This window comes from Arthrobacter sp. NPDC080086, assembly GCF_040702285.1.
Genome location: NZ_JBFBKP010000006.1, coordinates 56,687 through 74,899, shown reverse-complemented (window position 1 = coordinate 74,899; position 18,213 = coordinate 56,687). Strand labels below are relative to the sequence as shown.

Annotated in this window: 17 protein-coding genes; all 17 read right to left on the bottom strand. The window is 62.3% G+C overall.

Going from position 1 to position 18,213, the window contains the following annotated elements; translation table 11 throughout:
• Positions 1-80: 80 nt before the first annotated feature.
• Positions 81-2,324, bottom strand: a complete 2,244-nt coding sequence (locus AB0305_RS04370) for a DUF2235 domain-containing protein (protein WP_366171732.1) — start codon at positions 2,322-2,324, stop codon at positions 81-83.
• Positions 2,321-2,893 carry a DUF3304 domain-containing protein gene (locus AB0305_RS04365; protein ID WP_366171730.1) on the bottom strand — a complete coding sequence of 191 codons (573 nt, stop codon included), beginning with the start codon at positions 2,891-2,893 and terminating at the stop codon, positions 2,321-2,323. Before AB0305_RS04365 ends, AB0305_RS04370 begins: the two co-directional genes overlap by 4 nt.
• Entirely contained in the window at positions 2,894-3,733 is an 840-nt protein-coding gene (locus AB0305_RS04360) for a DUF4123 domain-containing protein (RefSeq protein ID WP_366171728.1), read from the bottom strand. It lies immediately after the preceding gene.
• Between the two features lie 28 nt (positions 3,734-3,761).
• Positions 3,762-6,641 (bottom strand): contractile injection system protein, VgrG/Pvc8 family, encoded by a 2,880-nt coding sequence (locus AB0305_RS04355; RefSeq protein ID WP_366171726.1) that lies wholly within the window; start codon positions 6,639-6,641, stop codon positions 3,762-3,764.
• A gap of 147 nt (positions 6,642-6,788) precedes the next feature.
• The gene (locus AB0305_RS04350) at positions 6,789-8,195 is read right to left on the bottom strand and encodes a hypothetical protein (protein WP_366171724.1); all 1,407 of its coding nucleotides are present in this window, start codon (positions 8,193-8,195) and stop codon (positions 6,789-6,791) included.
• Positions 8,196-8,214: 19 nt separating this feature from the next.
• Positions 8,215-9,360 carry an ABC transporter substrate-binding protein gene (locus AB0305_RS04345; protein ID WP_366171722.1) on the bottom strand — a complete coding sequence of 382 codons (1,146 nt, stop codon included), beginning with the start codon at positions 9,358-9,360 and terminating at the stop codon, positions 8,215-8,217.
• 86 nt (positions 9,361-9,446) lie between these two features.
• The gene (locus AB0305_RS04340) at positions 9,447-9,719 is read right to left on the bottom strand and encodes a hypothetical protein (protein ID WP_366171720.1); all 273 of its coding nucleotides are present in this window, start codon (positions 9,717-9,719) and stop codon (positions 9,447-9,449) included.
• Between the two features lie 67 nt (positions 9,720-9,786).
• Positions 9,787-10,086 carry a hypothetical protein gene (locus tag AB0305_RS04335; protein ID WP_366171718.1) on the bottom strand — a complete coding sequence of 100 codons (300 nt, stop codon included), beginning with the start codon at positions 10,084-10,086 and terminating at the stop codon, positions 9,787-9,789.
• Between the two features lie 178 nt (positions 10,087-10,264).
• On the bottom strand, positions 10,265-10,585 hold the full coding sequence (locus tag AB0305_RS04330) for a hypothetical protein (protein ID WP_366171716.1): 321 nt from the start codon (positions 10,583-10,585) through the stop codon (positions 10,265-10,267).
• Between the two features lie 27 nt (positions 10,586-10,612).
• Positions 10,613-11,167, bottom strand: a complete 555-nt coding sequence (locus AB0305_RS04325) for a hypothetical protein (RefSeq protein WP_366171714.1) — start codon at positions 11,165-11,167, stop codon at positions 10,613-10,615.
• A 4-nt stretch (positions 11,168-11,171) separates the two neighbouring features.
• Complete coding sequence (locus AB0305_RS04320) at positions 11,172-11,621, bottom strand: hypothetical protein (RefSeq protein WP_366171712.1); 450 nt, start codon at positions 11,619-11,621, stop codon at positions 11,172-11,174.
• A 4-nt stretch (positions 11,622-11,625) separates the two neighbouring features.
• A complete protein-coding gene (stbB, locus tag AB0305_RS04315) occupies positions 11,626-12,327 on the bottom strand; it encodes a StbB family protein (protein ID WP_366171710.1) in 702 nt (233 codons plus the stop codon).
• A 42-nt stretch (positions 12,328-12,369) separates the two neighbouring features.
• Positions 12,370-13,743: an LPD7 domain-containing protein gene (locus tag AB0305_RS04310; protein ID WP_366171708.1), complete on the bottom strand. Its 1,374-nt coding sequence runs from the start codon at positions 13,741-13,743 to the stop codon at positions 12,370-12,372.
• Positions 13,740-15,554 (bottom strand): type IV secretory system conjugative DNA transfer family protein, encoded by a 1,815-nt coding sequence (locus tag AB0305_RS04305; RefSeq protein WP_366171706.1) that lies wholly within the window; start codon positions 15,552-15,554, stop codon positions 13,740-13,742. The genes AB0305_RS04310 and AB0305_RS04305 overlap by 4 nt, the downstream gene beginning before the upstream one ends.
• On the bottom strand, positions 15,554-15,907 hold the full coding sequence (locus AB0305_RS04300) for a hypothetical protein (protein WP_366171704.1): 354 nt from the start codon (positions 15,905-15,907) through the stop codon (positions 15,554-15,556). The genes AB0305_RS04305 and AB0305_RS04300 overlap by 1 nt, the downstream gene beginning before the upstream one ends.
• Positions 15,904-16,950, bottom strand: a complete 1,047-nt coding sequence (virB11, locus tag AB0305_RS04295) for a P-type DNA transfer ATPase VirB11 (protein WP_366171702.1) — start codon at positions 16,948-16,950, stop codon at positions 15,904-15,906. The genes AB0305_RS04300 and virB11 overlap by 4 nt, the downstream gene beginning before the upstream one ends.
• Entirely contained in the window at positions 16,947-18,212 is a 1,266-nt protein-coding gene (locus AB0305_RS04290; RefSeq protein WP_366171700.1) for a TrbI/VirB10 family protein, read from the bottom strand. Before AB0305_RS04290 ends, virB11 begins: the two co-directional genes overlap by 4 nt.
• Between the last annotated feature and the right edge of the window lies 1 nt (position 18,213).

The window sequence follows — 18,213 nt, the reverse complement described above, 5'->3', positions numbered from 1 at the left end:
TCCGTCCGACAGTTGACGTTGGTGTGCATACTCCTGCCTTGAGCGGTCTCAAGTTCGCACACCAGGTTTGTGATCGTTCCTCAGAGCGCGTGATTCCCGCCCTGATACTTTTGCAGAATCTCTTTGGCTGCGCGCTCAAGCGAATCCTTACCGGCATCGAGGAGCTTGCGCGCCGACTTTGCTAGTCGCTCCTCGGCATCGTTCGCGGCATCCTTCACTTTCTGCGTAACCTTGTGCGAGACGGCCGCCGCCCCGTCATAGATTGCCTGCACTTGATCTGCAAGCGTCGGTTGCGGGTAGTGGTTGCGCCAGCGCAGATAGCCCCACATGGAGCTAGGCTCACGGCCCTTCGTTTCCAGTGGGAGCGTTCCGTCTTTCAGATACCGATCCAAGTCGGCGCGGTCTTGGCGGACCATGACCGGTGGATACATGTCACCCTGCCCGCCCTCGTCGACCGGCGCGAAACGCTTGATCGTTCCTTCCGGATCGCGCTGAAGGTCCGCGTCAATCGTCGCCCACTCGGCTTTCCATTTCGCATCCAGCTGCTTCAGTTGCTCCATCCTTGCCTGCTGCTGCATCCTCCAAACCGCATCGCTCGGGGCGCCGAAGGGCTTGAACCAAGCGCGCGAGTCGTGCACGTAGTCGTCGAAGATTCGTACCACACGGGCGTCGAGCGGCGAGGTGTCATTCCAGTATGTCTTGACCTCGCGCCATTCCTTCACCTTATCGCCCCACACCGTCCGTTGGATGCCCGCCTCTGCTGCGGCCTCAGCTCCAACATACGGTGCGAGCAACAGGGCCGTTCGCATCCATGCATCTGAGTAGGTAGGGTCGTTCTCTCCTCTCGCGAGATCTTCCGCCTCTTCGCGCAGCATTTCATTCGCGCCGGCAAGCTCGCTCGCGCATTGGGCACTGAAATTCTGTGCGCGCTTGAAGAACGGCTGATTCTCAAACGCCTGGGCACCGCTGGCCAAGCGCATGCGGCGCCAGCGGAGGTAGAGGCCGTATTGCACGTGCACGGAGCCCGTGGTCCCACCGCCCTTCTTGCTGATCAGCGGATTCACAACGGCGACATAGTCGTTGAATGCCTTGATGAGTTCCGGGGAAATCTTCAGTGAATCGCGAACTCGCTGGGTGACCCCTTTGGCGAGCGGGTTCAGCGGCACCCCTGAAGCAACAGCTTCGCGATACATCTTGGCCAGTGTGACCTGTGAAATCTTGTTGCTGTCGTCGGGCTTCCCGTCTGGCCCACAGCCGCGCCCTTGGTCGCCTGGCTGATAGGCGCCGCCGACATCAGTGTGCACGCCAGGATATGCAAGCTCCAGGACGTTGTCAGCGGGCGCAACCTTGTCCAACGGAAACGCTCCGCGCACTTCATGAGCAGAAACAAGATGTACGGTGCGTTTGACGTAGCCCGGAACGCGCAAAAATTCCTCCGCGCCCCACCCAGCGTGGCCCGTCGCCACCTTGGTAACGTTGGCGATGCCCACCGACGCGACGGTATCGAAGATGCCGAGGAAGTCAAAGCTGACACGCACGCCCGCTAACGACATATCGTCGTCCAAGGCGTCCTTGAGCCAGTTGGCAAAGACACGCGCCTCCGCTGCGCCGCGCGAAAACCCGAACACAGAAAGTCGGATGCACTCCAGCTTTGGTTTGCTGTCGGCGATCAATGCTTTCAGCTTCTTTGACAAGATCTCACGCCGTTGGCGCAACATCGCGCGTCGTTCCTCGTGCCGGGGAGGTTTCCTGAGCGTCTCAATTGCCGTGCGCACCATTTCGACTTTGCTCGCCTTAGCAAGTTGCTCGACTTCATTGCCGCCGGCGCCGACAAGGTTTGCGACAGGGAAATTGAGGTCGGCAGAGATTTGACGTACCAGTGCGCGCTCGTCGAGACCCAAAGCCTCCGTGAGCTTCTGACCGCAGTAGAGACGGTGCAATTCGTCGGTGACTTGGAGCAAAGCCCAATTGATACGGGCCTCGCCGCCCCAGCCCGCACCGAGCCCTACACGCGCATGGTCGCCGCGACCGGTGTCGCCGATTTCTTTTTGGAATGGCGTGCCAATACCAGGGACATAGATCCGTTGCTGTTCTGGTGTCACCTCAAAGATGTCAAATAGCCTCGCCACATTGCTGTGGGCAAGCCGTGCCGTATCCCGGTACTTGTTGTTATTCGTGCCGTCGAAAAAGAAGCTCAGATGGAACTCTCTCGAACAGTGAGTTCCGAAGTTTTCCATGCGGCAGGATGCGAAGCGGGCCTGCTCGTCCACATTCAGCGCAAATGGATTGGGCCCCAGAGGTTCAAGCTCGGACGTCGTATTCACTGGTCTTTGCCCTGAATGAGTTTGCGATTGGGGTAGTACTTCGCAGAACACTTTGCGTCACGCATACAAAGGTCGAACGGATTCCTCAGTCCATCAGGGAAACCAGGGAAGCCAGGAGACGTACCTGACGGGATAGCGCGGATCTTCTTACCCGGGAAGAACGCCAGCCATAGAAACCCCGAGTGGATCGTGTCATATCGTTCGACAGGGACCGTTGCTTTGTAGAGGCCATTGGGGTCTTTGGCATACAGTGCATCGTCCTGCCACTCCACTTCGACTGTCAGCCCTGGTCGCCATTTCGCTGGCAAACCAACAGATCCGGCAATGCTATTTCCTCCCGCATGGCTGGACATCGAGCCTGCCCACTCGCCGTTGACGTAGACCACGCCGATACCTTCGTCCATGTAGTTGAGCACTTGGACGGACAAACCGAGCTCGTCGTCGGCACCAGCGTTTGCTGGCTCCGAGTGAGACGGCTTGCAGCCCGTGCTGAGCAGCACGAACATCAGCATTGCCAACCAGAGATGAATGCAATTGCTCTTCTTCATGTCGTTGTATTCCTGGGCCACTTAGGCAGCGTGCGGTTGCAGCAGCCCGGCATCATTGAGGGCTGCAGTGATTTTGCGCACAACCACCGCATCATGCATCGGCGATTCGGGGCTAGCAGCGTGAAGCACCGCTTGAATGCAGGCATATGCCTGCGAAGGTAGCCCAACAAGGGTGCCAAAAATGTGGGGACTGTTCCGGACCAAATTCAGCATGGCACCGGGCCGCGCAAGGGCCTGCAGTTGCTCCATTTGCTCTGCCGTACACATGTAGGGCGTGCCATCCGCTTCTTCGACACCGCTTGCGCCATCACTGACACACCGCAGTGTTCCGTTTCGACGGAAGTACCACCACTGGATGCCAGCAAGGAAGCGGCTGCGCTGCGTGTCAGTGAACACTTCCAGAACGGCATCCAGGGCGTTGGTATCCGCCAATCGAATCAGAAACGCAGTGCCCTCGTGGTCCACGGCTTCCATCTGGTTCCGAAGGTGGCTGAACGGATCGGCCGACAGGCCGTTCGAATGGAGGAAGCTGAGCATTGGCCTGCCGGACGTCTCTCGCAACAGAAGGGCTAGAAACGTGAACCGCTCCTGCGGCTCGTCCGGGACACGCAACAGAGTCGGCGCAATCTCGCTTAGGCCGGGTCCGTCATAGCGCCCTTCATAGAGGGAGCGCGACAGGATGCCGGGGACCCGATGCTGACAACGTCCTGCGAAACCGGTGTCATATCCGTTGTCGATCAACGCATAGACGTTGCTCGCTGGCAATGCGGCCAACAGCTGATCAATGGCATTGGCAGGGTAGGCGTCCACCCACGCAGGGGGGGTGTCGCGCCTATCCTTGATCTCGAAGTCTGTTGCCATGTTGTTCAACGATGGGGATTATTCGGACTCAACCATTCTTGATGGCAAAGGCGTGCTGATCGCGAAGGGCGCGCAGCATGCACTCCACGCAAATACTCTGCGGGAACGCCGGCAACGGATACGACTGGTTCACCGGGCCGTCAAATTTCCGCTCCGCCGATTTGTAGGTAATCGGCCCTGAGCACTCGACCGTGATGTTGCCGCCCTCCAGCGTGATGGCCGCGCCGGCCGCCGTCGCCAGGCGAATCCGCTTGGCCGCCGCAAAATCCACGTTCATGTTGGCCGACACCAATTTCAGGTCGTCCTTGGCCATGAGCTTGAGCGTGTCGTGCTGCGCCTGCACGTCGATGTTGTCCTGGCCAGCGGTCAGCTGCAGGCCGATGTTGTTTTCACCCGCCTTGGACAGGCCCGCCGCCACGCCAATCGCCTGCCCCGCGTGCATCCGCGCCTGTTTGCCCACGGCGATGTTGGTGTCCTGGCCGCTGCCCAGGGCGATGCTCTCGCCGTTGGCCAGCTGCAGATCCTGACCGGCCACCATGACGACTCCTGCGCGCCCAATGGCATGCACCATCGCCTCGCCCTGGTGCGGCACCTTGCCCTGCGTGCTGGTGTTGCCGGCGCTGGCATCCTGCTTGGCTGCATCGAGCGCCTGGCCATCCACCATGCCTGCGGCTGCCTTCTCCTGCTTGGCCAGCGGCGCATTGTCGTCTTTCGCCGCCGAGAGGCCAGCCGTCTGGTGCGTAACCGCACCCTGCCCCAGCGATGAGGTCAAGGCCTTGGCCTGCTTGATGAGCGCAATGCCGGCAGCGTTATCCCCTGTCGGCACGGCTTTGCCGCTGGCCGCATCGCTGTACGTGGTCAGCAGCAGACCCGCCTGGCCGCGCACGGCGCCGTGGCCATCGGTACGGAGCTCGAAACCCTGACCGCGGAAGCTGCCGCGCCGGTTGTCCTGCTGGTGAACGAGGTGACCCAGGTTGAGCTGGGTGTGCTGCTGCGTGGTGGCGAGCTGGGTGCGCAACTGGCCGTCACTGTCGTCAAAGACGAGTTGGTTGTAGCCGCTGCCGCCGTGCTCAGCGCTCTTGAAGCCGGTGTGGGCCGCGGCATTACGGTGACCCTCTGCCTCCGTTCCCATGCCGTGCCAAGCCGGGCTGTGCCCGCCGGCCACGTTGCCTTGCGCGCTGCCGGCGCTGTCGCTGCCTTGCCTGTAGAGGGCGGCCGCATCCCCTGTCCCGCCGGCACCCTGCCCGCCGGGCGTCGGCGCTATTCCAGCCTCACCCTGTCCGTTGTACAGGGCGCCAATGACCACGGGCTGGTCAATATCGTCTTCCTGGAATTTGACCAAGACTTCCTGACCGATGCGTGGCAGCCACTGCCACCCCATGCCGGCACCGGCCTGGCGCTGTGCCACACGGACCCAACGGGTGCTGCGATCGTCCGCACGCTCGCCGAGCTGCCAGGGAAACCGAACGCGGATCTCGCCCGCGGGCGTGGCGTGGTGTTCGCCATCCCCGCCGGCTTGCGTCTGGCCATCCGGGCCAACCACGATGGCGCTATGCACGCCCTGCGCGGTCGGTTCTGCGTACAGCCGGCCCGTGTCGGGATGCGTGACTGCAGGACGCCAGGGGCGGCGGGCATCGCCAGCGCGAAAAAGCCCTGCATAGCCGTGCGCACGTGCGGCAGTCAGCAGTTCTCGTGTGGGCGTGTCGCGCTCGAGGCGTTCATCGTCGGCCACGAAGCCAAACGCGCCTGGCCCGGACTCCGGTGGCGAGGGTGGCGCATCGAACGTCAGAGCGGTATCGAGCCCGCCCAGGCGGGCGCCAAGTGCGGCATGCGTGTCGGCGGTCAGGTTGTTGATCCCGCAGTGCTCAACCAAATCCATCAGTAGCGGATAGGCACCCTCCACGTCTTGCGGGAGGTGCGGGCAACCCACGACCTGCATGCGCGTGCCGCTGCGTAGCGTGCGGACCGTGCCGCGTCCGAAGCACAGCAGCGCGCGCGCCTCCAGGCTCTCCATCACCTGTTCGGCGATGCGTTGGGCATTGGCCGAGTCCGGTGCAAGCGACGGGCTGATCGACAGGTACGCATCGGGGCTACCGGCACTCGTTGCCGATCGTGCCGGCGCATGGGCGCGCACACTTTGTTTGCCCTCCGGGTCCCACGCGGCCACAGCAACGCCGCCTGCCGTTGTGCGGTTGTGGCACATCAGTTGTTGGATGGCGTCGCGCTGTTCCAGGCTATGCGCACGGTGGAAGCGGATGCCGCCCTCTACAGCCGACTCCACGTCTTCGGCCAGTTGGGTGCTGTCGGCAAAGATCAGCAGCGAATGACCGTTGGGCGCCTCCTCGTCTTCGACCGTGGTGAACCCAAGCCCGGCCTCAGCCAACAAGCGCGTAACAAAGTGGTAGTCCGTCTCACGGAACTGGGCGAGATGGCTACGCGTGCCGAACTCGGCCATGCGCGCTTCGGCGCCGGCGGCGTAGTGCCACGAGGCATACGGTTCGTAGGGCGACAGCACCTGCTCGAAGATGTCCGCCAGCGGCCGGTTCTGGAACACCTGGCTGTGGCGCTGCTGGGTTGCCAGCCAGAACCACGGCACCACGGTCAGGCGGTAGCGCGTGAGGCTGCCATCGGCGCCAAGTTTCTCGGCGAGGCGAACTAGCCCGGTGCGCTTGGTCTGCGTGCCGTTGGCCAGCGTTGTGATCAGTGTCACGCGCTGGCCAATCAAAGATTCCAGCGCGATTCGCGCGTTGGCGCTCAACGCAATGATGCGCCACTCAAACAGTTCGGACAGCGCCTCGCGGCCAAGCCAGGCTTCGACGGCCAGATCCGCCAGCGCGCCGTCGCCTTCCAAGGCATACAGGCGGTTGGCTGGGGCAAACAGGTTCTGCAGCAGAGTCGTGGCGTCCATCGTCGGCATCGAATGTTCAACATGCCCGACGTGCTACAGAAATGCGGGCCCACTATTTTAAATGGCAGGCGCCGTCTTTTGAACAATCAATACATTCAATAATGTTTGCCGAGCATTAAGAATGCGAAACAATTAATTTCCTGATAATCAGATATCGGATTTACTAATTTCACTGTCAGCTGCCCCGGACTGCCCCTGGCGCGGCACGCCAGCCAGCTCCAGCAGGCGAGCATAGACGCGCTTGCGCAGACGCTCGTCCCGCTCAGCTTGTTCACTATCGTTGCGCACTACATGCTCAATGATGGCGCCCCGTTGCCGCATGATTGCGTGCGTGGCTGACTTTTGATCCAGGTATTCCTGCGAATCCGCGCCCATGGTTTCGACCAGGATGCGGCTGGGTTTTGCCAGCGAGCCGGCCGGCGCAGGAATCTCAAGCTCGAAGTCCGCGCGGCAGTGCGCAGTCGTGCCATCCGCCAAGGTCACCTCGCTATCGAACAGCGGCTTCCTGAGCGAGACGGTGACGCCCTTCTTTTTGACCCACCGCATCACGTCCAAAAGCAGTTTGAGGGTCTGCCGTTCATAACTGCTGTCCAGAGGTATTGGTCGGCCCATCGTGAAGGCATGCTGGGCAAAGGCTTCGCGCACCCGTGCGGCACCGGAGTCATCTCGATCGATGACCGCGAGCACCCAGTACGGCGGATTCGAAAAATTCTGGTCACGGCCCCCGATTCGAATCTCGCTTGCCGGCGTCACCACAGCAGGCTTCCGACTGGTCAACTTGGTGGCGGCCGACGGACTCACTTGATCGGCGACGAACAAGAGGTAGCCCATACGCTTCTTCCCGCCGGGCCACGGCAACTTGTCGACATCGGCCATAAAGTCGCTGGCCTTGGTCCACGGCTCGGTCGCCATCACGTCCCAAAGCGTCAATGCATCTGTCACCGCTTCGTCAACGGCAAATTGCTCCAGGCGGTCCCAATGGGCCAGGGATGCTTGGCCGGTGTCCACGTCTTCGGTGCTGATCGTACTGAAGCCGGCCTGCTCAAGGAGCGTGTAAAGAATCCGACCCAGCTTCGGAAGACGTCGGCTCCGACCTGGTCTACCGCTCCCCCCGGCGCGCTCGCCGGGGCGCTGGCCACCCCCCTCATGCTCCTTATCCAGATAGTCCAGCGAGTTTCGGATCGGTCGCAGCGGTTGATGCTTACCGGCCTGCGGATCGTCCTCGTCCTCGGACGGATCGGTGCGGAACGTTTTAAGGACGCATTCGTGGGCGTCGCGCCCAACAATGCGCACGAAGTGCCTGGGTCCATCGCCGCGAACGCGCGCGGTCATACGTGGCCGCTGCCCGATTGCCTCCCCATCCCGGCAATCGCACTCCAGCCAATAGCGCGGCTCCTTGCCGTTATGCATCTCAGCAAGGATGGCCTCGACGGCCTGCGCATCGTGCGCTTCCGTATGCATGCCGGCGCCGCAGTACCGCCGAACCGATTCCGCCTCCGCCGTCGTGAGCTGGCGCAAGACGATGTTGTTACCGCTATTCCGAATCAACCGCATCGATCTCCATCCTCTCTTGCTAGTTCAACACCCGCCCTTCGCGGCCGATAATGCCAATATCCACGTACTGCGAGCCCTCATACTGGGCAGGGTTGTATTTGAGCTCGAAGTCGCCCAGGTCAAAGGGCCCACGTGTCTGCAGCGCAGTGCGAATCGCCTCGCCCGTCACTGGGCCATTGACCCTGCGCAACGCTTCAACAAACAGCCTAGCCGATGCATAGCCCTCCAGCGCAGTCGTCGATTTGGCCAGATCAGGGCGGCCCGCCGCAGTCATGTCGGCGAGGAAGGCACGTGCGAGCTTCGTATTGCGCTTCGTGAGCGCTGGCATCACCTCTGCGATACACACACCACGCGCGAAGTCCGCACTGGATGCGCGCACCAGCTCGTCGGCAGATGGGGTGGAATCCGTCGTCACCACCGCGTTGCCGCCTCGCTCACGGTAGGCCCGCAGGAAACCGCCGATGTTCACGCTGTCGGAGAACATCAGCACCACATCGATGTCGGCTTTCAGGACAGCCTCGGCGAGCCTGTTCAGCGTGGAGGCCTCCATCATCTTGGTCTCCAGAGGTAATGTCAGCACCGGTTTGATCGCCAGTGCCTGCATCGTCGCCATACTCTTGTTCAACCCATCCTCACCAAAGGCGTCTCCCTGATACAGCACGGCAATGCGTTTGCCACCAAGCGTCACGCCCTGCCGGATCATCCGGTCCGCCTCAGCCTTCAGGCCCGCGCGGATATAGAACACCCACCGGTTCTCAGGCATTTGACGCACCTGCGTTGACGACACGTTGGCGCCGAGCACCGGCGTGCGACTGCCATCCAGGACACCGCTCTTGATGAGCGTGGCGGTACGGGCAGACCCGTAGTAATTCAGCAGGGCAACCGGGTGGTGCTGCCGGATCAGATCCCCCGTGCGTTGCGCCGCCGTGTCGAGGTTGCTCGAACCGTTGACTGTCACCACCTTGATGGTGTGCCCATTCACGCCACCGGCGTCGTTGACCCTGCGCAAATACAGCTCCGCCGCCTCTGCAGTGGCGCGCGTCGACATTTCCACCGATCCCTCCAGTGGCAGCACCTGGGCCACCGTCACAACGTCGGCGTTGGCGTGGCTGGCCACAAGTACAGCCGCCACAGTCCCCAGCATGGCAAAGCGTCTGATCTTCATTATTGTTATCACCTAAAAAAGTGCCGGCTTGCGCCGGCATAAAGGGAATTCGTTTCGTCGTGCTTCAACCGGCGATCCCGGTTGGGCTACCACGTTGACGACGAAAGCTTGGCCTCGATCGCCTTGAGCGTGGCGAGCATTTCCGTCTGTGTCGCCAAAATTTGAGCCAGCACGCGAGTGTTCGCGTCCAACGCCACGCCCTGGGGCTTCTGCTCATCAACACCGCCGACGCGCAGCCGATTCGGCACACCGACGATGGTGACATCGGCTTCCTCCCTGTCGCTCGCGGTCGACCTCGGCGCGTGGGCGGCACCAGCGATGACGACATAGGTTGTGGATACTGGAATGGTTTGGGTCACGGACTCAATTCTCCGAATGGTCAATTGTTAGTGGAGGGGTCTTCCACCTGCTGCCCGGCGGCGCTTCCTATTTCGTCGCCTCGCTCTCACCCACCCATCGCGATGGCTCCCCGGCCGCCAGCGCAGGGGCACACATTTGGCCGTTGAGCTTTGAGCCAATCGAGAACGCCTTGCCGTCGAAGTAGCAATATTTCGGCTCACGCGGCGCTGCTTGCGACGCCAGCAGCGCGTGAATGGCATGCAATTGCGCCAATTGCTCGACCTGAATCGAACTCATCTTGACCAGGTCGGCACTCGGAACCTGAGCGAATACAGGCGTCGTCACCAGCATCGCGGCCAGCAAGGCCAGCATCGGCTTTTTCATCATCCTTGTTCTCCAAAAAAGTGTGTTCGTATGTCGTTGGCGGTCGAATCCGGGAATGTGCTGCCCTGGCTCCAACAACAGCGGTCCGGCCAACTGAAATGGCTCGGATCACGCGTTCAAATCCCCGGATGGTCGGTTGGCAGCGGCTTTCCTCCACCTGCTGCCCGGCCCCGCTGGCGGTCTAGCGCCGCCGCTTGAGCGCAATCACGGCGATCGCGACCAGGCACGCAACCGATGCGGTCAGTACCCAAGCGCGCCAATCCACGATGTGCCGTAGCGAAATGCAGGCGATCTGCATCAGTTCATCGGGATGGCGAGCGATGAGCGGCGCCACACTCAACAGAAATGCGTAGGCGACCAGGACCAAGCCGAATGCGGTGTGCTCGGCCTTCCATTCGCGGAATAGCTCATTCACCGAATCAGCGCTGCCAGTCCCACCGCCACTGCACTCTGGTAGGTGCGTCCGCCCGTCATCGGTCTTTTGCTGCGGCTCCAATTCCATACCTCCCCCCTTCGTGTTCATTGCGGACTACCAGCGCACGCGCTGATACCAGACGTTGTTCAGGTAGATATCGATTGCTTGCGAGTTCTGCGCCTTTTGCCAGACGACCTGGTCGTACACGTTGACCGTTGTTCCGTCGTCCATGCCGCCCATCTGGAAGCGGCCGACCAGCTTTCCGACACACGCACGCAGAACGGAAGTCGCACCCTGTTGAGCCGCACCCTTCAGGCTGTACCCGTAGACGCTGTTTGAGGCGGTTTGGCCCTGCACCACGTATTGATCCACATCGGCCGGCCGGAGCGGCGCGGGGCACGGATCAAACGGATCGCTGACCGGCACCGCCCGATTGCCAGTCTCTTCGGCTTCCTCACAGCGCGGGAATGGGCGGCCGTGTGCGAGGTCGAAGTACAGACGGTTGATCGGTTCTTGGCATTCGGCAACGCCCTTCGGTCCGCCGTTGGAGGCAGGGTTGGCCAGGCACAGCAGCACCTTGCAGCCGTAGTCGCTCGCGTTGGCGTGGCCCGAGGCCATCAGCGCAGCGAGCACGCCGATCCGAGCCAGGGATTGGATGGACAATTTCATGGGATCAATGAGAAAGGAGTCGTACAACAATCAAGGTGGTCAGGCCGCACGCCACGGCCGCACTACACAGCCCCACCACAATGCGGTCCAGATGTCGGCGAACGCCTTTGTTTGAACGTGTTGCATTCGCTGTATCAAGGGCCTCGCGGACCACTTCGAGCAGTTGCGCGCGTGCTTGCTCCGAGGCCTTCAATGCGACGGCCCCGACCAGCATTTCACGCGCGGCGCTCGCGTCCTTGACGGCGGCGGCCATCTGCAGGATTCGCTCTGTCAGCAGGGTGTCGAGGCGGGCGACTTGCTTCTCGAACTTGAGCGCTGCGAACTCGCCGCCGCGCTCAATGTTCTCCCGCGCTTGCGGCACCACGTTGGTCATCGCCGCCACGTCTTCACGCAGCGTGTGTACGTCGCCCAGCAGCTCGGCCAGGAGTGCCTCACGGGCAGAGGTTTCCGCCATGGCGTTAGCGCATCAGCGCCGCAAAGGCGTCATCGAGCTGCGCCTGCACGCCGACCGCCAGGCGGCGCATCGACACCTTGCGCGCCAGCTCGGTTTTCTCCTGCGGCGACTGGGCGTCGCGGATCATTGCCTTGTAGTCCGTCGTGTCGGCCAGCAAATCACCGATGGTCGTCGGACTATTGGCCAGCTTGCCGAATAGCTCGTTCTCGTGGATGGCGGCCTCCTCGCGCAGGATGAAGCCGCGATGGGATGCGTGGAATTTGAAGAGCATCGGAAACATGCGCTCCATCGAATCGCGCGGGTCCACGCGGTTCAACAAAACGCGGATGCGCTCGCGCTCGACGCCGATGTCATCGGCCAGGGCTTCGATCGTCGAAATGGTGTCGCGCTCCTGTTTGGCATCCGGCACCGTCGGCACCACGAAGACGTCGAAGTCTTCGTGAGAGCCCTGATAGCTCTTCATGCGGCTGACAAGCTCCTCGACGTTCGACGCCCCCACGTCGACCACGACCGAGTCCAGCGACATGATGTTCTCTTGCAGCGCACCGAACTCGTTCCCCCGCATCTGCATGCCATCGTTGTCATCCGCGTTGATCGTCTCGACAGCGATCACGGTGGCGTTACCCAGACGGGGTGCCAGCAGGTGGTGCGACGCCAAGCTCTTACCCACGTTGCCCGAAAAATTAATCACTGCAATCTTCGTCATGGAGGATTCCTCTACTGTTCTGAATTCAATGTTGATGTGGTGTCAGCGGTCCATCTCGATGCCCGGCTCAACCGCCGCCCGCTCGGGGGCCTTGGACGCTTGGCTGGGCTGGCCTGGTGCTGCCGGCTTGGTGCGGTCAACTTCCGGACGCTGGGCGGAACGACGCTGCGCCATGGTCTTCTCGGAAACTTTCGGGGTTGGCAGGTTGACCTTGCGGTCCTTGTAGGCCGCGGCGCTGGCAATGACCTGATCGAACTCCTTGCGGCACTTGTCCCGCGTAGCGGCCGGCCAGTCCGCAATCTGGCGCTCGAGCACCATCCGCGCTGCCGCAATGCCGAGGCTCTCCTTGTTGTTCGAGCCGGTTTTGTTGGCCACCGGTTCTGCCGTTTGCGTGGCCTGTGCAGGTTCGGGCGCTTTCTCAGTGCGCTCGTCCGCTTTGCCGTCATCCGCCTCCAGGCTGTTTTCCTTCTCCTGGCCCCGCTCGCCTGCGCTGATGCGCATCTCCTGCCTAGCCGCTTCCAACATCGCGCGGTCCTGCGCCTTGGGCCGGAAGCCGTTGGTCTTGACGCCAGCGAGCTCCGCGGCGATCCAACCCTGGCGGCGGAATTCCTCGCTACCCCTAAGCGTCAACGTGCCCCAGTTCTTCGCCTTGGCGACTTCGACCATGTGGGCGATGACGCTGCGCTCATTGCTGTCGGTGGAAAGCGAGCGCCCCTTGTCCTCAAAGTGCACCTTCTCGGTCTTGCGATCGACAAACTTTCCCTCGTGCGCGGTATAGAGCGCCGCAACCTTCTGCGGAATCTCGTAACCGGTCTTCTTGAAGACGGGCTTGGTGCCGGACTTGCTCACCAGCTCTCCGCCGGCGGCGTCCTTGTCCTTATTGTTTGCGGACCCCGTCGGCTCCTTTCCTTTGGTGGCGGCACGCACCTGCTCGGCCACCTCCCGCAGCATGGCTTCGGCGCGCCCACGGTCGGTCTTGCGTGCGGCCTTGACCGCTACCAGGTCCAAATCCGTGAGGCGCTCGGCGACCGGCTTTTCCGGCTCATTGGCCGGCTTCTTGGCATCGGCCTCATTGGCCGCTTCGCCCACCGCCACCTTGTCGATCTTCTGATCGACCGGCGTCGCCGGCGTTTGCTGCAGTTCCCGATGAAGACCGCGCTCAGCCGACTGGTAGCGCAGCTCCAGCGCCACTTCGGTCGCCGGGTCAATGAAGTCCGGCAGCGGTGCGTCGGTGCCAGACTCGCGCCAGGTGTCGGCCGCGACGTACCAATCGCGCTCGGCCAGGTCGCGCAACCCCTCCACAATGGGGTCGAGTTCAGCACGCTGTTCGCGCCAGTCCACGGCGGTTAGTTGCGCGCGCAACTCGTCGGCACGCTCCTTGATGGCTTCCGGGCTGTCGAAATCAATGGTGTTCATGCGGCATTCGCTCCTGCGGTGTTCAGGATCGCCATCACCTCGCCGAAGTACGGCATCACGCCGCACATGGCTTCGGTAATTTCGTCCTCATTGGTGAAGTCCGACGCCTGCAGGAAGGGCAACTCTTCCGGCTCCACGGGCCGGCTGTCATCCACGTGCGGGGCATCGAATCGGGGGGTATCTCGGAGAACGAGGGCCATCACCTCGTCGAATTCGGGCATCACCTGGCGCATCGCCAGCAGGATCGCGTCTGCATTGGTGATGTCGGAGGCCTCCAGGATGGCCAGTTCATCGGCCTCAACGGGCCGGCTGTCATCGGGCTGCGTACCGGTCTGCGCCGGCGACGCGTTCCAGTACGCCTGGAAGTCCACCTGCGGCAGCGCGATGCTGCCCTCGCCCCGTGTGAGAAACGCGTCTTCCAACTGCTCCTTGGTCGGCATGGCGTACTCACCCAACGCAGCGATCGATGGGCTGACTTCCTTCAGGCGGTCGATAAAGACCTTTTGTTTGTAGAAGAACGCTTTCTCGGCCTGGATCGGCTTGCAGTTCTCCAAGGTCACGATGAGCTTCTCCTGCCCCATCTCCTTGAGTTCCTGGGGCAGCATCAAGGCGCGCTTCTGGCCCGATTCGCTCTCGCCCGTACTGTTCGACCGTGCACCGCGGTTGCGGCTCTTGGAGCGAGCGATCGCCGTGAAGTACCCCAGCATCTCGGAGTATTCGTTGGCATCCTTCTGTTCACGCGGCGGATACAGCAGGTGGGCGCCGTGGTTGGTGATGAGCGTGCGGGCGCCCTGCTCCCCATAACACTCCGTCACCTGCGCGACCGTCTGGATGACGGTGGCCAGACGCAGGTTGTAGCCGGCCATGTAGCCATTGGCCTGCGCGATGATCTCGATCTTGCCGGGAGCGGTGGCTTCGTCGTTGAGCAGCAGGCACTGGTATTTGAGTTCCGGGTTGTCCGCCGGCAGCTCGCGCAGGTTCAGGTTGACCAGTTGCGAATAGAACAAGTTCACCAACAACTGCGCGGAGGCCTCGGCGAGCTTGGCCGGCGCGATGCCGACGTAGATCGTCATGCGGCGCTTGCGCACGTCGGCGAGATCAAAGTCGGACTTGCTGGTGGCCGCCTCCACCACCGGATCGGTAAAGATCTGCAGTGGCGCGTTGAACGTCGACAGCACGTTCCCCAGCGTGGTCTCCGGCTGGTTCAGGAAACGATTCAGCGCATCGACGCAGCGCCAGGTCAACGGCGGCACATCGGTATCGGTACGGGTACGCGCTTCCAGGATGCCCTTGAGGTACTCCTTGATCGGTTTCCCCTTGCCCGAACTCTGGCGCAGGATCTCGCCCAAGGTCACCGGCATGCCGGGCGTTTCGCGCAGATACAGCGTGAGTCCCAGGAAGAGACTGCGGGCGTTGTCGTTGAAGAAGCGGGCGCGGGGCTCCACTTTGGCCGGATAGAGCGCATCGCCGATCGACATGATGTCGCCGATTTGCAGGTGCTCCGGGCGCTGCCACACCGCGTCGAAGACGTTCCAGCAATGCGTATGTCCCGTCTCGGAGAACGGCGCCCACAGATACACCTCTTGGCCGTTACGCTGCCGGTACAGCGACGTGTATTTGAAGTTCTCTTCCTTGACGTCGAGTTGCACCACCGAATGCGGGTAATGCAGCAGGTTGGGGATCACGAAGCCGACACCCTTACCCGAGCGCGTACCCGCAGCCAGCAACACGCCCTGCTGGCCGTGGTAAATCAGCGGGCCCAGCTGGGGGTGCCAGCCGACGATCAGACCTGGATAGGTTTCCTGGCTCATCAGTCTCGCCCCACCAACCCAGACTTACGGATCTCGGCGAGCGTCGCAAAGCGGGCACTACCGTGCAGCTCGCGGTCCTTGTGCAGCTTGGCCAGCGCGATGCCGATGAACACAAACGGGACCGCCGTGATGGCGGCCGCGACCAGGCTGCAGACGCCCAAGGCCTGCTTGACCGGCTTCACGTCCGCATAGACCTGCCAGTAGCGATACAGCGTGGTCACGCCCACCGCCGAATCCGGCAGCTTCTGCAGCTTGGCAAAGAGCGTCGCGCCGGCGAGCTGGCCACCGACCGCAAAGCCGCCCACCAGGACCAACCCGGCCACCACGGCGACGATGATTTGCGGCGTTTTCATGCCAGCCCCCGCTGCAGCTTCCACTTGCCCACCGGATCGAAGTAGAGCTGCGTCATGCGCTTGGTCTTCTTGTCCATGAAGGCCACCACATCGATCGTGCGTTTGACTTCGGCCAACAGGTAGTTCCAGTCCAAGGTCAAGCCGACCGGGCTCTGCTTGATCAGCGTGGCGATACGCGCGAGCGCGGAAATGCAGTCGTTCGCGTGGACCGTGGTCATACCACCTTGGTGGCCGGTGTTGAGTAAGGTCAGGTAGTCCCAGGCCTCGTCGCCGCGCAGCTCCGACAGGTACACCCGGTCAAACATCATGCGCAGGGTTGACTTGACCAGCTCCCGGGCCGGGAGCGCGTCACTGAAGAACAGGTGCGTGCGGTTCGGGTGATTCGGCAGGGAGAGCTCGTGGGTGTCCTCGATCGTGCAGACGCAGGTTTCAGGTGGCACGAGGTCGGCCAGTGCCTTGGTGAGCGTCGTCTTGCCCGAGCCCGTGCCCCCCACCAGGACGATGTTTTGTCCGTTCAGTACGGCCAGCTCGAAGAAGCGCCGGATGTCGCGCTGCTCCTTGGCCGCCATCATCTCCAGTTCGAATGGCTCCAATTCGACGTCGGCCGGCACGGACTTGTTCGGCGAGACATCCCGAAAGCCCTCAAACGCCCCGAACCCGATCAGATCGTCAAGCGAGTACCGATCCTTGCTGGCGATGCGCACGGTGAAGGAGACGGTGTTGGGTTCGCAAGCCGGCGGGATCAACGCTTGGCCTCGCTGTCCGGCGGGCAGTTCCACCGATTTGATCGGGTCTTGCTCGGTCAACGCCCCCTTACCCCGGTTGAAGTTGACCAAGGTGCTGGCCAACTTGCGGGCCATATCCAGCGAACATTCAGGCGCACTATGGCGTTGCCAGCCTGCAGAACTCTTGGTCCAGATCTCGCCGGGGCGGTTCACTTTGACGTCGGTGACGCCCAGCGTATCAATGAACTTTGCGATGCCGGTCTGCTTGAGCAGACTGCGCACCGTGGTGGACCGATCGTAGTCGGGTACGGTGTTCATTGCGCACCTCCCGGCACGGACGGCAAGGCCGACACCAGCTCGTACTGCTTGCTGAAGTCGATGTCGCGCGCCACGAAGATGTTGATGATCGCGCCCTGATTGGCGTAGCCCGTCGGTGGGATGTTGATGGTGTTGCGCAGCGTCTCGGCCGCTAGGCTTTGTGTTGCCTGGGTCGTGTTGGACAAATTGACGGTTGTGGAACCGCTGTTGCTTCTGCTCTGGTTGGCCACTGCCTGGCCGAAGTCACTGATCAGCGCCACCATGGCCGCACCGCCGAAACGCTGCCAGAAGTGATTGTCGACGTAGGCTTCCATGCCGCTGGCGCCGAGGGAGTCGGTCACCGGCGAATCGAGCGGCACGGTCACGGGGCCGTCATCGATGCGGGTCATCAGCGCAAAGATGCGGGCCTGGCCTTGCAGCAGCGCAGAGCGCTGCTCGCCCGTTACATCGGCGCCCTTGCGCAAAAGCAGCGTGCTGCCGTCGGCGCTGTACACATCGCGCATCAGCGAACATGAGGTCATGCCGGGGTACGTCGTGACGGTCTTGGTGCCCATCACACACGGGAGCATGGTGCCGCGCTTGAGCAGGTAGCGCAGGTCCGGCAGGAAGCCGGCCCGAACGACGCCGGCACGCGAAGTAGCCGACGGAGCCAACTGCTCGTCCAGCGCATTCTTGCCGCTGCCACCGCCAAACGCCTGCGAAGGTTGGACGGTCAATGCGCCACCCTCTCCCTCTGCCGACGACGCTTGTCCTTTACGTTGGGACAGTACCGTCACATTGCCGGTCAGGCGGCGTTCTGCCGGCGATTCGACGCGCTGCTGCGGGCCGTTGCTTGGCGTGCCACCGGCCTGCTGCGCATTGCCACCTGCAGTGTTCCCAGGACCAGCCGTGCTGAAGCCGTTGGCTGTTTGGGCGCCCGCTGGCGTGGCCAGCCCGCCCGGTCCCGTAGCACCGGCGTTGGCTCCCTTCATCTGGGCGTCTTCCTCTTGGATGCGTTTCTTCTGTGCTTCCAGGTCGACGTTGTCTTGCTCGGGGTGCGCGCGTTCCTTCGGTTTGGAGCGCTCAGCCTCCTTCTCTGCAAGCTTCATGTCGGTCAGCCGCTTGACGAACAGGGCAACGCCGCCGACTCCCATGGCCAGCGCGAGCACCACCACGACGAGGATGACCAGCTTCTTGCTGTTGCTCTGTTTCTTGCCCCGGCGCACCGAGGGGATGCCGCGCTCTTCGGGCGGCGCGGGATGGATTGCGTTGGGTTCAGTCATG